A 17,026-nucleotide genomic window follows, 5' to 3' on the forward strand; every position below is an offset into this window, starting at 1 on the left:
GTGGCGATCATCGTCGGATACGTGCCGACCCAGGAGGGCGTGGCCGCTCTCGAGAGTGCCATCGAGGAGGCCAAGATCCGCGACCAGCGGCTCGTCGTGGTGAACTCCAGCCGTGGCGAGGCCCTCGTCGACAAGCGGTACGCGAGTCACGACCAGTGGGACTCGGTCGAGCACCGACTGGCCGAGTCCGGCGTCGAGCACGAGCTCAAACAACTCGTGGACGGCAAGGACGCCGCCGACCAGATCCTCACCCTGGCCCACGAGCTGAACGCCGAGCTCATCGTGATCGGACTCCGCCGCCGCTCCCCCGTCGGCAAACTCCTGATGGGCAGCCAGGCCCAGACCATCCTGCTCCAGTCCGACTGCCCGGTCCTGGCGGTCAAGCCCTAGGTCTCACAGCAGGACCAGGTCGTCGCGGTGGACCACTTCACGTTCGTACGCCGCCCCGAGCTCCCGGGCCAGGTCGCGAGTCGAGCGACCCAGCAGGTCCGGGAGCTCGGTCGCGTCGTAGTTGACCAGGCCACGGGCGACGACGACTCCCGCGGGTGAGACCAGGTCGACGGGATCACCCGCGGAGAAGGTCCCCTCGACACCGGAGATTCCGGCTGGCAGGAGCGACGTACGGCGCTCGGTCACCGCGCGGACCGCACCTTCGTCGAGGCGGAGGCGGCCTTGGCCGGAGGTGGCGTGGGCGAGCCAGAGCAGGCGGGTCTTGCGGCGGCGGCCGGTCGGGTGGAAGAGCGTGCCGACCGGCAAGCCCTTCAGCGCGTCGCCGACCCGCGCGGCCGACGTCAGGACGACCGGAATCCCAGCCTCCGTCGCGATTGCGGCCGCTTCCACCTTCGTCTGCATGCCGCCGGTGCCGACTCCCGACGTCCCGGTCCGGCCGATCTTCAGCTTCTCGAGATCCGCCGCTCCACGGACGTCGGCGACCATCGACGTACCCGGCTTGCGCGGGTCCCCGTCGTACAGGCCGTCGACGTCCGACAGCAGAAGCAGCAGATCGGCGTGCACCAAGTGACTGGTCAGCGCGGCGAGCCGGTCGTTGTCACCGAACCGGATCTCGGTCGTCGCGACCGTGTCGTTCTCGTTCACGATCGGTACGACGCCCAGCTCGAGCAACCGCGCGAACGTCCGGTACGCGTTGCGGTAGTGGCTTCGCCGGGTCACGTCGTCGACCGTCAGCAGCACCTGGCCGACCTTCAACCCGTGTGCCGCGAACGCGTCGCTGTAGCGAGCCATCAGCAGGCCCTGCCCGACCGACGCCGCCGCCTGCTGCGTGGCCAGGTCGCGCGGTCGCGTGCGCAGGCCCATCGGAGCCAGCCCGGCCGCGATCGCACCGGACGACACGAGCACGACCTCGGTTCCCTCGACCCGGCGCGCGGCGATGGCGTCGACGAGCAGCCGCAGGCGTGCCACATCGATCTTGCCGCGCTGGGTCAGGGAGGACGAGCCGACCTTCACCACGATCCGCGTGGCCTTCACGGCCTCCGCGCGATGTTTCATCGAAATCAACCGTTCTGGTCGAGTTCCTTCTGAGCTTCGAGCTCACGCGCCTCCTTGCGCGCCAGCTTCTCCGCCTTCTCTGCCGCTCGCTTCGCCTCGGCCGGGGACATGTCGACCTCGTCCTCGATCCAGCCCTGCCCGTACTCGGACCGGTCCGTGACGATCTCGCCGGACCGGTGGGCGTGGTACTCGGTGTCCTTCTGCCGGCGCCGCTGGGCCGCCGGGCGGGCCTCCTCGAGCCGGTGGTCCTCACCGCGCCGGGCCAGGATCTCGGCGCCGGCCTGGACGTCCGGCGCGAAGTCGAACACGATCGCGTTCGGCCCGTCGCCGATCACGACCGCGTCTCCGGGGAGCGCACCCAGCTTGAGCAGCTCCTCCTCGACCCCGAGCCGGTTCAGCCGGTCGGCCAGGTAGCCGGTCGCCTCCGCGTTCGCGAAGTCGGTCTGCTTCACCCAGCGCTCGGGCTTGTCGCCCTGCACCAGCCAGCCGCCGTCCTCCGGCAGCTTCTTCACCTTGAACTCGGGACCGCCCTGCGCCTGCGGCCGGATCACGATCCGCGTGGTGTCGGGCTTCTCCGCCTCGGCCCGGCTCTTGCCGACGATCTCGGCCATCGCGAACTTCAGCGCTTCCAGGCCTGCGTGGCTCGCGGTCGAGATCGGGAACACCCGCAGTCCGCGCTGCTCCAGCTCGGCCTGCACCATCTCCGCGATCTCCCGCGCGTCCGGTACGTCGATCTTGTTCAGGGCAACGAGTCGCGGCCGGTCGTCCAGCCCGCCATGGGCCTGTAGCTCGGCCTCGATCGTGTCGAGGTCGCTGACCGGGTCCCGGCCCGGCTCGTACGTCGCGCAGTCGATCACGTGCACGAGCGCCGCGCACCGCTCGACGTGCCGCAGGAAGTCGTGCCCGAGCCCGCGCCCCTCGCTCGCGCCCTCGATCAGCCCGGGTACGTCGGCCACGGTGAAGATGGTGTCACCGGCAACGACCACGCCGAGGTTCGGGATCAGGGTCGTGAACGGGTAGTCGGCGATCTTCGGCCGGGCCCGGCTGATCGACGCGACCAGCGAGGACTTGCCGGCACTCGGGAAGCCGACCAGGCCGACGTCGGCGACCACCTTGAGCTCGAGGACGAGGATGCGTTCCTCGCCGTCCTCGCCGAGCAGTGCGAAGCCGGGAGCCTTGCGGGTGCTGCTGGCCAGGGCCGCGTTGCCGAGGCCGCCCTTACCGCCCTGGGCCGCGACGAACTGCGCGCCGGGGCCGACCAGGTCGGCGAGGACCTCGCCGTTCACCGTGCTGATGACGGTGCCGTCCGGGACCGGCAGGACGACGTCGGCGCCATTGCTGCCGGCCTGGTGGTCACCCTTGCCCTGGGCACCGTTCGTGGCGGTGCGGTGGCTGGAGCGGTGATAGTCGACCAGCGTGGTCACGTCCGGGTCGACGCGCAGGATCACGCTGCCGCCGTCACCGCCGTTGCCGCCGTCCGGGCCGCCGAGCGGCTTGAACTTCTCCCGGTGCACCGAGGCGCACCCGTTTCCGCCGCGGCCCGCGGCAACCTGCACCGTGACCCGATCGACAAAGCTGGGAATCGCCACGACCTTCTCTACTTCCTGTAGTCCATCACCCCGCCCAACCGAGCGAGAGCTCCAACCAACCCACCCACGCCGATGGGCTTACAACCCACCCACGCCGGTGGACGTTCAACCCACCCACGCCGGTTGGGGTTCAACCCCAGCCCACGCCGGTGGGCTTTGATTCATTCCCCGCCCCGAGCGAAGCGAGGGGCGGTTCTTTTCTTTTCTTGTCTTACACAGCCGAAGGGCGGGTCCGCGGTATTCCGCGACCCGCCCTTCGACAGAGCTTGAAATACGTCCGGGCGGCGGGATTACTCCGCCGGGGCCGGGACGATGTTGACGACGCGGCGACCGCGCCGGGTGCCGAACTCGACCGTACCCTCGGCCAGCGCGAACAGGGTGTCGTCGCCGCCACGGCCGACCAGGTTGCCCGGGTGGAAGTGGGTGCCACGCTGGCGGACGATGATCTCGCCGGCGTTGACCAGCTGACCGCCGTACCGCTTCACGCCGAGCCGCTGCGCGTTGGAGTCGCGACCGTTACGGGTCGACGCAGCTCCCTTTTTGTGTGCCATCTCAGATCAGCTCCCCTTCTTCTCAGAGGAAGACAGTTTCTTAGCGTCGATCGCGGTGACCTTGACCTGGGTGTAGTGCTGACGGTGCCCCTGGCGCTTGCGGTAACCGGTCTTGTTCTTGTACTTGAGGATGTTGATCTTGGGGCCCTTGGTGCGGCCCAGGACCTCGGCCGACACAGCCACCTTGGCGAGCGCCTCGGCGTCGGTCGTCACGGTGTCGCCATCGACGACCAGGACCGCCGGCAGGGACACGGTGTCGCCCACCTTGTCCGTCAGGCTGTCGATCTCGATGACATCGCCGACGGCGACCTTCTGCTGGGTGCCGCCACTGCGCACGATCGCGTACACCGTGGATCTCACTCTCTGCTGGTTCGGAAAACTTACGGGGGCCTGCACAGACCTGGCGGCCCACACAAACATGGCACGCGGAACGCGCGCCGACGCTCAAGTTTACGGGTCCCCTCACAGACGGGTCAAACCGGGTGGTCTGCTCGGGGACACGCCACTCAACTGGTGGTGACCAGTTCCACGGCCTCGGTTTCGTTCTTGGCCGCGTCACCCTCGGTAGCTGTCTTGCTCCGGCTCCGGCTGCTGCGCCGGCGCCGGGTGGTCTTTGGTGCGCCGTTCTGCGCCGCCTCGTCCGGCGCGGCGTCCGCCGCACCGACGGTGGTCGTCGCCTCGGCCGTCTCGGCGGGCGCCGGGAAACCGGTGGCCTCCGGGCTGACCTGCTCGCCGGCCTCGGCGGAGACCGGGTAGCCGGTCGGCTCCGGCGTACCGGACGTGTCCGGCCCGGAAGCCGCGGACGGTACGGCGTCCGCCGTCGGCTCGGCGTCCGTGCTCACGGACTCGTCGCCGTCGGCCTTCTTCGCAGCCGAGGCGGCAGCGATCTGGGCCAGCCGCTGGGCGGCGTCGCCGTTGTGCGGCGTCGCCTCCGGCTCGGCCTGCTCCTCCTCAGCGCGGCCCTTGCCCCGGCGACGACGCGAGCTCTTCCGCCCGCCTTCGTCGGCAGCCTGGGCGGCCGGCTTCTGCTCCTGGCTGCCACCGCCACCGCCACGGCTGTCGCGCCGGCGGGACTCCTTCGGCTCGTCGTGCAGGATCAGGCCGCGGCCGCCGCAGTGGTCGCAGTTCTCGCTGAACGCCTCGAGCAGGCCGGTGCCGATCCGCTTCCGGGTCATCTGCACCAGGCCGAGCGAGGTGACCTCGGCCACCTGGTGCTTGGTCCGGTCCCGGCCCAGGCACTCGACCAGCCGGCGCAGCACCAGGTCGCGGTTCGACTCCAGCACCATGTCGATGAAGTCGATCACGATGATGCCGCCGATGTCGCGCAGCCGGAGCTGGCGGACGATCTCCTCGGCCGCCTCCAGGTTGTTCTTGGTGACGGTCTCCTCGAGGTTGCCGCCGGAGCCCGTGAACTTGCCGGTGTTCACGTCGACGACCGTCATCGCCTCGGTCCGGTCGATGATCAGCGAGCCGCCGGACGGCAGCCAGACCTTGCGGTCCAGCGCCTTCTTGATCTGCTCATCGATCCGGTAGTTCGCGAACACGTCGCCCTCGCCGGACCACTTCTCGACCCGGTCGGCCAGGTGCGGCGCGACGCTGGTCACGTACTCGCTGACCTGGTCGTAGGCCCGGTCGCCGGAGATCACCAGCTTGGCGAAGTCCTCGGTGAACAGGTCCCGTACGACGCGGATCAGCAGGTCCGGCTCGCCGTACAGCAGGTTCGGGGCCTGGCCGTTCTTGGACTTCTTGTCGATGTCCTCCCAGAACGACTGCAGCCGGCTGACGTCGGCGGTCAGCTCCTCCTCCGAGGCGCCCTCGGCCGCGGTCCGGACGATCACGCCGGCCTCGTCCGGGACGATGTCCTTGAGGATCGTCTTCAGCCGGTTCCGCTCGGTGTCGGGCAGCTTGCGGCTGATGCCGCCGTTGCCGCCGCGCGGGACGTAGACGACGTACCGGCCGGGCAGGCTGATCTGGTTGGTGAGCCGGGCGCCCTTGTGACCGATCGGGTCCTTGGTCACCTGGACCAGGACCGACTGGCCGGACTTCAGCACCTGCTCGATCTTGCGCGGCCCGTTGGACCCGCCGACCGTGGCCCAGTCGACCTCACCGGCGTAGAGGACGGCGTTGCGGCCCTTGCCGATGTCGATGAACGCTGCCTCCATGCTGGGCAGCACGTTCTGCACCCGGCCGAGGTACACGTTGCCGATCAGCGAGGTCTGCTCGGCCTGGGCGACGTAGTGCTCGACCAGGACGTTGTCCTCGGACACCGCGATCTGGGTCAGGTCCTCGCGGGACCGGATCACCATGGTCCGCTCGACCGACTCGCGCCGGGCCAGGAACTCGGCCTCGGTGACGATCGGCGCCCGGCGGCGGCCGGCGGCGCGGCCCTCGCGGCGGCGCTGCTTCTTCGCCTCCAGCCGGGTCGAGCCCTCGACCGCGGTGATCTCGCTGGCGGTGTTCTTGCTGCGCGGCTCGCGGACGCGGACGACGGTCTCGTCCGGGTCGTCGGGCGACGCGGCGCTGTCCTCGCCACGGCGGCGGCGACGCCGGCGCCGGCGGCGCGACGAGCTGCCCGAGCCCTCGTCGTCGTCACCGTCCGCGGCGTCCTGCTCGTCGTCGGAGCCCGCTGCGCTGTCCTGCTCGTCGTGCTCGTCGTCGTCGGACTGCTCGTCGGAGCTGTCCTCGGCGCCGTCGGCGTCACCGGACTTGCGGCGGCGACGGCCACCGCGGCGCCGGCGGCGGCGACGGGTGCCCTCGCCGCTGTCGTCGCCGTCCTCGGAGTCGGCGTCGACCTCGGCCTCAGCGGCCTTTGCGTCCTTCGTGTCCTCGGTGGTCTCGGCGACGGCCGCGGCCGCCTCCTTCACCGGCTCGGCGCGGTCGGCGGCGACCTCCTCGGCGTCGCGAGCCTCGGTCTCGCGGGCCTCGGTGTCGCGGCCGCGACGGCTGCGGCGGCGCCGCGTGGTGGTCGGCTGCTCGTCGGCACCCGGCTCGGTGGTCTCGGTGGGCTCCGGCGCCGCCTCGACCGGGCTGGTCGCCGCAGCCTTCGCAGGCGCCGTGCTCGGTACGTCGGTCGGCGCCTGGAACAGCACCGCGGCCGCCGCCGGAGCACGCCGCCGGGTCCGCCGCTGCGGAGCCTCCTCGGGTACGGCGACCTCGGCCGGAGCACCCGCCTCAGCGGTCTCAGCGGTCTCGGCGGTCGCGACCTCGGTGGTCTCTTCCTCGTCGGTCTCGGCGTCGGCGACCGGGCCGTCGGTGACCGGGGTCTGCTCGGCGATCAGGTCGTCCACCGGAGCGACAGCCGCCTTCTTCGCGGTGCGCTTGCGCGTGGTCTTCTTCGCCGGCGCCGGGGCGCTCTCGACGACCGGGCCGGCGTCGGCGGTGGAGGTCTCCGCCTCGCTCAGCTCCGGGAACGCGTCCTGGGCAGCGGCCTTCTTCGCCGGCCGCTTGGTGGCGGTCTTCTTGGCCGCGGCCTTCTTCGCCGGGGCGGCCTTCTTGGCCGTCGTCTTCTTGGCGGCCGCGGCCTTCTTGGCGGCGGCCTTCTTCACCGGAGCTGGGTCGGCGGCCTCGCCGTCCGACTGGGTGGGGACCTCCTCGGCGACGGCGGCCTTCTTGGCCGTCCGCTTGCGCGTGGTGGTCGTGGTCTTCTTCGCGGCAGTCGCCTTCTTCGCGGCCGCCTTCGATGTGCGCTGTCGAGCGGGTGGCTGCTGCTGGGCGGGTGCAGCCGTGTCGGCTGCTTCGGTGGTCGGCTCGTTGTCGAGCATGCGGTGCGGTCTCCTCAAGCCCTCCGGCGCATCCTGCGACCCCTGTCACGGGTCCGGACGCTGCCACAAGGCGGTCACGGTTCGCCGCGCGCCGGCGTCGGTGCCGGCACGGGCGGAAGCCTGCTGGATCCGCTCCGCCCGTGCTCAGGGCTCGGAGGGAGCGGCGGCGTCGCCCTCCGCTGTGTGCGTCTGGTGGTCGTCCGCCTGGCCGGTCGCGGTCGCCTGGGTGGCGTCGCGGTCACGAGCGAGCGGGTCGTCCACCGTGCCTGCGGCTGCGGTGAGCGGGCCCTGGGCGAGCCTGGTCAAAAGAGCCGGGCCCGTCACCGGGAGCGTCGCTACGTCGAGCACGCCGGCGAGAACGTCGTCGGGTCTCACGGCCGGGGTTCCGTGCCGTAACACCACTTGCAGTATCGCACACGTCGCAACCTGGGCCGGTTCACTCGCGACGGTGAGTCGGAGAACCGCGTCCCGACAGTCGAACGAGCGAACGCCCCGTTTGGTCATGCGCTCGACCAGAATTTCGTCCCGGGCCAGGAAGGCCGCCACCGCGACCTCCGCGGCGGCCGGATCCGTACCTGGCAGGGCGATCTGCCACTCGCTGGCCTCCAGTCGCTCGGCCAGCGACCCTGGCCCGGCGACCACCACCTCGAGGACGTCCAGCCCGGGCGGCAGCGCCTCGTCGAGGGCGGCCCGGACCTGCTCGGCGTCCCGCTCGTGTGTGAGCGAAATCTCCAGATACTCCGCTTCGGAGGCGGCTCCGGTCGGTGCGGCGCCGGCGTACGAGATCTTCGGGTGCGGGCTGAAGCCGTGCGAGAACGCGACCGGGAGCCCGGCCCGTCGGACGGCGCGCTCGAAGGCCCGCTGGAAGTCGCGGTGTGAGGTGAATCTCAGCCGCCCGCGCTTGGCGAACCGGACCCGCAACTTCTGGACCGCGGGCAGTTGCTGCGACGGCGGAGCTTGAACTGGTGCCACCCGCGCATTGTCTCAGGCCGGGCCCCTGGGCAGGACGCCGTGGGTGGCCAGCGCGTTCCGGATCCGCTCCTGGTGCACGTTGGCCGCCAGTACGACGATCAGCGCGACGACCGCGAACCCGAAGGTGAGCCAGTCGGCGGCCCACTGCCCGAGGATCGCGAACCCGAGCCCGGTCACCGCGGCGGCCAGGAGCAGTCCGACGATCTCCCGCAGCGAACGGACGTACAGCGCGACCACGTCGGCGGGGAAGCGATTTCCGGCGTACCGGCCGATCATCCGGCGGCCGTGGTTGGCCTCCAGCGCGGCGGCCAGGCAGAAGATCGCGTACACGCTGAACCACCGGCTCGCCAGCAGGTCGTCACGGTCCAGCGTGAGGACGACGAACAGCCCGGCCTGGGCCAGGAACACCAGCGCGAGGCTGGTCGTCGCGAACACCTCGACCCGGGTGAAGTAGAGCCGGGAGCCGAACGAGACGGCCAGGTACTCGAGGATCCCGGCCAGCACGCCGGTGACCCACATCACGACCTTGGCCGCGTAGGTCCAGTCCAGGTACGGGCCCTCGATCAGGGTCGGCAAGGCGGTCGCGGCGACGCCCAGCGCGATCCCAGCGATCACCGTGAGCAACATCCGGTAGTCGCCGGCCCCGCTGGCATCACGCGCTGTCATGTCAGGGCCCGGTCATGTCAGGGCTGGGCGGCCGACTTGCCGGTCAGGTAGAGCGCCCAGGCGAGCAGCCCGAAGGCGACCGTGCTGAGCACGACGCGGACCAGGTTGTACGCCCGCCAGCGGCTCTCGTTGAAGGCCGCCCGGGCGGCGGCGACGTCGATCGTGTTCGGGTCGCCGGCCGCCTTGAGCGCGTCGTTCAGCGGGACGTTCACCGCCACCGTGAGGATCATCGTGACCAGGTACAGCACGAACGCGATCGCGATCCAGGGCAGCGCCTGCTCCCGCAGGCTGAACAGGCCCGCGGCCACCGTGAACACCGCCGCGCCGAGGAAGCCGACCAGCAGGAACAGCGGGTTCATGATGGCCCGGTCGGTCGCCTGGAACGCGCCGACGAACGTCTTGTCGTCGGTCGTCGCCAGCCCGGGCATGAAGGCGTTCGAGTAGATCCCATAGATCCCCGCCATCAGCCCGGTCGTCATCGTCGCCGCCAGCAACGACGCCACCCGCAGTCCGTTCATGTCACCCCTCCAGTACGGCGGGACTGTCCCGCACCGAAAAAGTTAGGGCACCGAACCGGCCACGGACATGTCGCCGAAACTCACACCCATGTCTGCGGGACTCACAACCGCGCGCACTGGCCGGTCCGGGGCCCGGAGACGTCGTTCGGCGCCTGCAGGTTGACCGGTGCCGGGGCGTTGCCCGAGCAGCTCAGGGGCCCGTCGACAGTGTTCCCAGCCAGTACGGCGGCTTCCGTCGTACGCGAGTTGGTGACCGAGACCGGGCCGTCGACCGTGCTCCCGACCGCGACCAGGCTCTTGGTGACGCCGTCAGCGCTCACTGGGCCGTCGATGCGGCTCCGAAGGAGGTGTACGTCGGCTGCGCCGTCCGCGCGGACCGGACCGAGCACCTGGCTGTCCGTGGCGACTACGGACGCGCCTGCGGCGACCAGGACGGGGCCGTTGATGGTGGCCCCGGTCAGACAGGTCACCCCGGACCGCAAGTACAGCGGGCCGCTGTGGACACCGGTCACCGTGCTCGTGCAGGCCGGTGCCGGCCGCAGCAGGGTGACTGCGAACTGCCGCGGGGTCCCGATGTTGCCGGAGGCATCGATGGCGCGGTACTCGACCTGGTGGCGCCCGTACCCGGACGGCACGTCGTCCCACGGGACCACCCGGGGCACGCCGAGCTTGCCGTAGACCAGCTGGTCGATCTCGGTCCCCTCGGCAGTGAACCGGAACGGCGCAGACGCGTCGGTCGGCCAGCCGTAGTAGTTGTACCAACCGTCCCCGTTCACCCGGAACTCCGGAACGACGTACCCGTCGCTGTCGTCCGTCGCCGCCAGCTGCATGGTGAACGCGTCGTTGAAGATGTACTCCGGCCCGGTCGGCTTCTGCACCGTCAGCAAAGGCTTCGACAGCGTCGACTTCACCACCGGCTCGGTCCCGTCGACCGCCCACGTCAGCGTCTGACCGCCTGCCATCGCCGTGAGCGTGTGCCGCCCGGTCAGCTTCAGCGGCCCGAGGTCGAAGTCCCGGTCGTTGCCCGGGTTCGCGACCGGCTTGCCGTCCACCTTCCACTCGATCGCGGCCTCGGCCGTGTCGGACTGGGTCGTCTCGGCGTACACCACCTCGTCGGCGTTCACCGGGTGCTCGGTCGACGTCGACCCGGTGAACTCGACCGGCTCCGCCGATGCCTGAGCGGTCAGCGAGGTGTCGATCGTCCACGTTCGCGAGGCAGTTGGCCGTACGGCGGGATCGCGGATGAACGTGGTCGGGTCGACGATCTTCGCGATCAGCGTGTGCAGGCCGGGTGTCAGGTCGAGCGTGGAGAGGTCGACGGCGCGGCGGTTGGCGGTCGGTAGCGCCGTACCGTCCAAGGTCCACGTCACGTCGAGCTCGTGGCTGGCCGGGTGCAGGGTCTGCAGCCAGACGACCTGCTCGGCGGCGACCTGGCCGATCGGCGTGCTGCCCTGGAACAGCGACGCGCGGGACGAGATGCGCTGCGTCATCCGCTCCCGCGACACCTGGTCGAAATAGTACCCGAGGGTCTTCATCATCGAGTGCCGGCTCGGCCGCCAGACGCCGGATCCGGCGTACATCCCGGCCTCGTAGCGGCCGATGACGCCGCCGGACTCGGACGGCTCACCGAGCCAACGGAACCACTTCCGCTGCTGGTCCCGCATTTGCTGCTCCGTCAGCAAGGTGTGGTGGATCGAGGACGGTTCACCACCCTGGTACGGCGCTCCACGCTCGCCGCGGGCGTAGTAGTCGTACTCGTCCTGCAGGCCGCCGAGCGAGTGGCCGAGCTCGTGCGGGGTGATCAGGGCGGACAGGGCGTTCCCGCCGGAGGCCGTCGCGTACGTCCCGCCGGCGCCGCCGTACGTGTCGCTGTTGCCGATAGCAAGAATCTGCCGGTTGGCCGAGGTGGTCCCGGCGACCAGGCCGGCGTACTGGATCGCCGCGGTCGAGCTGACGGTCAGCAGGCGCTGGACGCTGTTCGGGTTGCAGCCACCCCAGAAGCCCATCTGCAGCGGCGTGTCGACCTTCGGCGAGGCGAGGTCCGGGTCACAGTCGACGCCGCTCTGCGGGGACGGGATCTCGACCGCGTAGACGTTGAGGTAGTTCCGGTACGACTTGAACGGCTCGATGCTCCAGAGCACGTTGAGGTGCTTGTCGACCTGCTCGCGGAACTTCGGCAGCTCGGCCGCGGTGTACCCGTCCCCCATCACCACCAGGTTGAACCGGGATTCCGCCGGTCCGGTGACCTGCAGCGGGACGACGGTCGCTTCCACGGTCCCTGCCGTGCTCGCTTGCACGGTCGTCGTACTGGCTCCGGCGACGGCCGGCAGACCGGCGAACACCGCCGCGACCACACCGAGCACTGCCGTCAGTCCTCTTGTCCTCACAAGACCTCCCCCAGCCGGGCGACACTGGCGTGAGCAGCTTACGGAGCGGCGACGTCCCGTGTCAGGAGTTCACGCGTGCCGCGGTGCACGCCAATCGGGGCGCCGGTGCGGCATCATGAGCACTCGGGGAACTGTGAGGAAAGGACATCGATGACGGAACCGGCGCAGTCGCCGCGGCCCGAGCCGGACCGGGCACACCCGGCGGAGGCCGGGGACGGCGATGGCAAGGGCATCTACTGGGTGCTGAAGAACGTGCTGATCGGCCCGCCGGTCAAGCGCATCTTCCGGCCGAACGTGGTCGGCGCCGAGAACATCCCCGCCGAAGGCCCGGCGATCATCGCCAGCAACCACCTGTCGTACGCGGACTGGATCTTCATGCCGCTGGTGCTGCGCCGCCGCGTCACTTTCGTGGCGAAGTCCGACTACTTCACCGGCGCCGGGATCAAGGGCCGGTTCCAGCGCGGGTTCTTCAAGGGCACCGGCCAGGTGCCGATCGACCGCTCCGGCGGCTCGGCGTCCGAGGGCGCGATGCGGGCCGGGATGAAGGTCCTGCAGCGCGGCGAGCTGTTCGGCATCTACCCCGAGGGCACCCGCTCCCACGACGGCCGGCTGTACAAGGGCCGGACCGGGGTCGCCCGGCTGGCGCTGGAGGCCAAGGTCCCGGTCATCCCGTGCGGCGTGATCGGCACCGACAAGGTCGCGCCGCCCGGCAAGATCGTCGCCTCGATGTCCCCGCCGACGATCAAGTTCGGCGCCCCGCTGGACTTCTCCCGGTACGAGGGGATGGAGGGCGACCGGCTGATCCTGCGCGCCGTCACCGACGAGATCATGTACAAGATCATGGAGCTGTCCGGCCAGGAGTACATCGACATGTACGCCACCAAGGCCAAGCAGCTGGAGGGCCGCGCGGTCACCGGCGCGCCGAAGAAGGTCCGCAAGTCGGACACCTGATCCGTCTGCCGAGACGGAGGGGGTCTACCCTGGGAGATCGTGGACGGACCGATCGCTTACCAGGGTGAGCCAGGCGCCAACTCGGCGATGGCGTGCACCGACATGTACCCGGACCGCGAGCAGTTGCCCTGTACGACGTTCGAGGACGCGCTCGAGGCGGTCAGCAGCGGCCGGGCCGGGCTGGCGATGATCCCGGTGGACAACTCGATCGCCGGCCGGGTCGCCGACATCCACCACCTGCTGCCGGAGTCCGGGCTGCACATCGTCGGCGAGTACTTCCTGCCGATCCACTTCCAGTTGCTCGCCGTTCCGGGGACGTCGATCGACCGGATCCGGACCGTCCGCAGCCACGTCCACGCGCTCGGCCAGTGCCGCAAGATCATCCGCGAGCACGGCTGGGCGACCGTGGTCGCCGACGACACGGCCGGCTCGGCCCGCGAGGTCGCCGAGCTCGGCGACCCGACCGTCGCGTCGCTGTCGCCGCGGGCCGCCGCCGACCTGTACGGGCTGGAGACGCTGGCCGGCGACGTCGAGGACGAGCACCACAACACCACCCGGTTCCTGGTGCTGTCCCGCGAGCCCGACGTACCGCCGGTCGGGTCCGGGCCGATCATCACCAGCTTCGTGTACCGCGTCCGGAACGTGTCGGCCGCGCTCTACAAGGCGCTCGGCGGGTTCGCGACCAACGGCGTCAACATGACCAAGCTGGAGTCCTACCAGCTCGGCGGCATGTTCTTCGCCACCCAGTTCTACGCCGACATCGAAGGCCACCCGGACGAGCCGAACGTCGCCCTCGCCCTGGAAGAGCTCGCCTTCTTCTCCGTCGAGGTCCGCCTGCTCGGCGTCTACCCGGCCCACCCCTTCCGCGCCCAAATAGCCGAACCAGCCGCCAACCGAGCCCTCCGCCCCCACCACTGACGGAGACCGTGGTCCGCCCACGCGTGCCACGCAGTCGGCCCCTACACCCCCGGCTGATCGCCGGTCTCGTATAGCTGGTTTCGCCAGCAACCTCCGGCTGCCGCCCGCCCTGGCCCAGCAGGCGCGCCCCATCGATGAAGCCCCTGAAGAGCGGCTCCACACCCCCGGCGCCGGGCACCTCATTGCCTCAGCCAGCCCCCGCAGGTGGCTGACGTCACTACCTGATGGGAGGTCCCTGCACGAGACTTGTCGACGCACGAGCGCCCGGGCATTCAGCGTCCGGCGCTCGCTTATTTGGTTCATCGATGCGTCAATACCACTAGAGCGGTGCCCCAGCGGACGGAGGCCTGCTGGGTGGGGGGATGCCGGCGCCGCTCTGGGCCGGGGAGGGATCGAGGTCTGCCGGGCGGCGGCCGCCGGGGACAGCGTCCAGTTGCGGGCGCGCAGGCTTGCGTCCGCGAGCATCCTCAAGGGGGGAACCATGAGACATCTTCGGCGCGCAGCTCTGGCCGGGCTCGTGCTCGGCACCCTGATCACGTCCGCGGGCACAGCACTCGCGGCTCCGCCAAGCAACGACACCTACGGCGGCCGCACCGCGGTCGGGGCCATCCCGTTCACCGACACCATCGACACCACCGAGGCGACCACCGACAGCGACGACACCGACATCGAGGGGGTGGACTGCCCAACACCCTCGACCGATGCCAGCGTCTGGTATGAGCACACCGCGGCCGCGGACGGCGGTCTCGCGGTCGATGTGTCGTCGTCGACATACTCGGCCGGCGCGATCGTCGCGACCGGCAGCCCGGGGAACTGGAGCCTGGTGACCTGTGGGCACGGGGCGGTGTCGTGGACGGCGACCGCCGGTACGACGTACACCCTGCTGATCTTCGACGACCAGTTCGACGGAGGAGGCAACGGTGGGACGCTCAACCTCACGATCGAAGTGATCCCGCCGCCACCCACGGTGGACATCACCGTGAACCCGATCGCAGGCTTCAACTCCAGGACGGGTGCAGCAACGGTGAGCGGGACCGCGACCTGCACCGGTGAGCCGGACTTCGCAGTCGTGGAGACCACGCTGTCGCAGCAGGCTGGGCGGTTCACCGTGCGCGGCAGCGGCATCTCCGACATTCTGTGCGACGGCACGCCGCGGTCCTGGAGCGTGGAGGTGCTGCCGGACGGCGGCAAGTTCGCGGGAGGCAAGGCGGCGAGCGTCACAAACGCGTTCGCCTGCGGCCTCTTCCGGTGTGCGTTCGACTTCGAGGAGCGCACCGTATTGCTACGTGGCAAGGCGTAGGAGGAGGAAACCATGAGACACCTTCGGCGCGCAGCTCTGGCCGCGCTCGTGCTCGGCACCCTGATCACGTCCGCGGGCACAGCACTCGCGGCTCCGCCAAGCAACGACACCTACGGCGGCCGCACCGCGGTCGGGGCCATCCCGTTCACCGACACCATCGACACCACCGAGGCGACCATCGACAGCGACGACCTCAGTACTGACTTCTGTGGAACACCCGCGCCCCTGCCGACCGATGCAAGCGTCTGGTACGAGATCACCCCGACAGCGGACGGCATTCTCCAGGCCGATGTGTCTTCGTCGACGTACTCGGCCGCCGCGATCGTGGCGACCGGCAGCCCGGGGAACTGGAGCGTGGCGAGGTGTGGGTTCAATGCGGTGACGTGGACGGCGACCGCTGGTACGACGTACACCGTGCTGATCTTCGACGACCAGTTCGACGGAGGAGGCAACGGTGGGACGCTCAACCTCACGATCGATGTGCTTCCGCCGCCACCCACGGTGGACATCACCGTGCACCCGGTCGCAAGCTTCAACAGTCAAACCGGTTCGGCGACAGTGAGCGGGACCGCAACCTGCACCGGTGAGCCGGACTTCACGCTCGTGGAGACCACGCTGACGCAGCAGGCCGGGCGGTTCACCGTGCGTGGGAGCGGCGTATCCAACCTTCTGTGCGACGGCACGCCGCGGTCGTGGAGTCTTGAGATCCTGCCGGACGGCGGCAAGTTCGCCGGGGGCAAGGCGACAAGTGTCACGAACGCGATCGCCTGCGGGGCCAATGATTGCGGGGTCGACTCCGAGGAGCGCACCATCCAGCTACGCGGCTAGGCGTAAGAACGGAAGGGGCCGCCCGGTCGGGCGGCCCCTTTCGTTGCCGGATCGTCAGTCGGATTGAGCGGTCACGGCGGCCTGTCTCGCATCAGGCTACGGGCGGTCGAATTGGCGGCCTCGCCACCATCGGAGCTTCGATCTCGGCGACGGCCCGTCGAAGCCAGGCCCGCAAGTCGCGCACGAAGAACAGCAACACCACTCCCCCGGGCCCGGCTGCGGGTGAGTAGGCCGCAGCGCCGGTCGATGTCACGACTTGATTGGAGCGACCTTCGGCCGCGCTGTAACCGGCACCTTCGGTGCCGGGTGGTGACCTGCCTACCCGACGGCCCCTCCACGCGGCGGCCCGGCTTTCACGGCAGTTGCCGGCAGGCACACAACGCCTGCCGCCACCTCAATCGGTCACCATGCTCGGGAGCCGCAGATGCCCACGCGAACCGCACTCACCCAGTAAGCGCTCGACGCGTAACACGACGGCGCGACGCATGTCTTCGTCGCCCACAACCGCCGCGACCGCGACCACCAATACCCCGTCCGGGTATACCCAGCCCGGACCCACGCGATGTGATCCGGGCCAGCCGCGACCCGCTGATGTACTGCCTGGCACTGCAGCACCAAAACCTGCCGCTGCGCGACCAGCTGACCGAGCACCGGCCCTGGCATCCCGAACCCGCGCCCGGCGTCTCCGTCAACGACCTCGCCCGCCTCGCGCGGAGGCCGTAGCGATCCGGAGGACGACCTGACCCCGGAGCAGGCCGAGGAGTGGCAGGCGTTCCTGGCCGGGCGCGGGCTGGTTCGGGCCTGAATTCAGGCTCTTGTGACTGATGTGTGCGTGGTTGGTATGGCGGGCGCGCGGTGCGCTGGTCTGGCCGGGCCGATTGTCGTGGGTGAGTCTGCGGTGGGCGGCCAGAGACGGGAGGGCGTGCATTTCAACAGGTAGTGCCGAGCCGCCGGTAGTGCAGTTGAGCGCGGTCGGGTCGGTGTGTACGGCGTCTCGCCGGTGCACTACCTGTCCGTATGTCGGTCCTTCACGGTAGTCCCCGGCTACCAGTCCCTGTCCTCCGCCCAACGACGTCCGC

General features: G+C 70.1%; 15 protein-coding genes. 6 read left to right on the plus strand and 9 right to left on the minus strand.

What is annotated here, in order from left to right; all coding sequences use genetic code 11:
• Entirely contained in the window at positions 1-390 is a 390-nt protein-coding gene (locus ACIBGM_RS04695) for a universal stress protein (RefSeq protein WP_360519531.1), read from the plus strand.
• A 3-nt stretch (positions 391-393) separates the two neighbouring features.
• Here ACIBGM_RS04695 and proB read toward each other — a convergent pair whose 3' ends face one another.
• The 9 genes from proB to ACIBGM_RS04740 form a co-directional block, all read right to left on the minus strand.
• The gene (gene proB / locus ACIBGM_RS04700) at positions 394-1,506 is read right to left on the minus strand and encodes a glutamate 5-kinase (protein ID WP_360519534.1); all 1,113 of its coding nucleotides are present in this window, start codon (positions 1,504-1,506) and stop codon (positions 394-396) included.
• A gap of 5 nt (positions 1,507-1,511) precedes the next feature.
• Positions 1,512-3,095 carry a GTPase ObgE gene (gene obgE, locus ACIBGM_RS04705; RefSeq protein ID WP_360519537.1) on the minus strand — a complete coding sequence of 528 codons (1,584 nt, stop codon included), beginning with the start codon at positions 3,093-3,095 and terminating at the stop codon, positions 1,512-1,514.
• Positions 3,096-3,385: 290 nt separating this feature from the next.
• A complete protein-coding gene (gene rpmA / locus ACIBGM_RS04710; protein WP_132152713.1) occupies positions 3,386-3,646 on the minus strand; it encodes a 50S ribosomal protein L27 in 261 nt (86 codons plus the stop codon).
• A gap of 6 nt (positions 3,647-3,652) precedes the next feature.
• Positions 3,653-3,994 carry a 50S ribosomal protein L21 gene (gene rplU / locus ACIBGM_RS04715; RefSeq protein WP_360519540.1) on the minus strand — a complete coding sequence of 114 codons (342 nt, stop codon included), beginning with the start codon at positions 3,992-3,994 and terminating at the stop codon, positions 3,653-3,655.
• A 158-nt stretch (positions 3,995-4,152) separates the two neighbouring features.
• Positions 4,153-7,407 carry a ribonuclease E/G gene (locus tag ACIBGM_RS04720; RefSeq protein WP_396384504.1) on the minus strand — a complete coding sequence of 1,085 codons (3,255 nt, stop codon included), beginning with the start codon at positions 7,405-7,407 and terminating at the stop codon, positions 4,153-4,155.
• Between the two features lie 144 nt (positions 7,408-7,551).
• Positions 7,552-8,379, minus strand: coding sequence for a TIGR03936 family radical SAM-associated protein (locus ACIBGM_RS04725; protein ID WP_396384505.1), 828 nt, complete (start codon positions 8,377-8,379; stop codon positions 7,552-7,554).
• A gap of 12 nt (positions 8,380-8,391) precedes the next feature.
• On the minus strand, positions 8,392-9,045 hold the full coding sequence (locus ACIBGM_RS04730) for a hypothetical protein (protein ID WP_396384506.1): 654 nt from the start codon (positions 9,043-9,045) through the stop codon (positions 8,392-8,394).
• Between the two features lie 17 nt (positions 9,046-9,062).
• Positions 9,063-9,563, minus strand: coding sequence for an anthrone oxygenase family protein (locus tag ACIBGM_RS04735; protein WP_360519551.1), 501 nt, complete (start codon positions 9,561-9,563; stop codon positions 9,063-9,065).
• 101 nt (positions 9,564-9,664) lie between these two features.
• Positions 9,665-11,950 carry a M64 family metallopeptidase gene (locus ACIBGM_RS04740; protein ID WP_396384507.1) on the minus strand — a complete coding sequence of 762 codons (2,286 nt, stop codon included), beginning with the start codon at positions 11,948-11,950 and terminating at the stop codon, positions 9,665-9,667.
• Between the two features lie 150 nt (positions 11,951-12,100).
• Between ACIBGM_RS04740 and ACIBGM_RS04745 the strand changes: the two genes are divergently transcribed.
• The 5 genes from ACIBGM_RS04745 (at position 12,101) to ACIBGM_RS04765 (ending at position 16,670) form a co-directional block, all read left to right on the plus strand.
• A complete protein-coding gene (locus ACIBGM_RS04745; RefSeq protein WP_360519557.1) occupies positions 12,101-12,901 on the plus strand; it encodes a lysophospholipid acyltransferase family protein in 801 nt (266 codons plus the stop codon).
• Between the two features lie 39 nt (positions 12,902-12,940).
• The gene (locus tag ACIBGM_RS04750) at positions 12,941-13,819 is read left to right on the plus strand and encodes a prephenate dehydratase (RefSeq protein WP_360519560.1); all 879 of its coding nucleotides are present in this window, start codon (positions 12,941-12,943) and stop codon (positions 13,817-13,819) included.
• A gap of 481 nt (positions 13,820-14,300) precedes the next feature.
• Positions 14,301-15,119: a DUF6299 family protein gene (locus ACIBGM_RS04755; RefSeq protein ID WP_360519563.1), complete on the plus strand. Its 819-nt coding sequence runs from the start codon at positions 14,301-14,303 to the stop codon at positions 15,117-15,119.
• Between the two features lie 12 nt (positions 15,120-15,131).
• On the plus strand, positions 15,132-15,947 hold the full coding sequence (locus ACIBGM_RS04760) for a hypothetical protein (RefSeq protein WP_396384508.1): 816 nt from the start codon (positions 15,132-15,134) through the stop codon (positions 15,945-15,947).
• Between the two features lie 564 nt (positions 15,948-16,511).
• Positions 16,512-16,670 (plus strand): hypothetical protein, encoded by a 159-nt coding sequence (locus tag ACIBGM_RS04765; RefSeq protein WP_360519569.1) that lies wholly within the window; start codon positions 16,512-16,514, stop codon positions 16,668-16,670.
• Positions 16,671-17,026 lie beyond the last annotated feature (356 nt).

It is taken from the genome of Kribbella sp. NPDC050470, assembly GCF_044458365.1.
Classification (GTDB): Bacteria; Actinomycetota; Actinomycetes; order Propionibacteriales; family Kribbellaceae; genus Kribbella.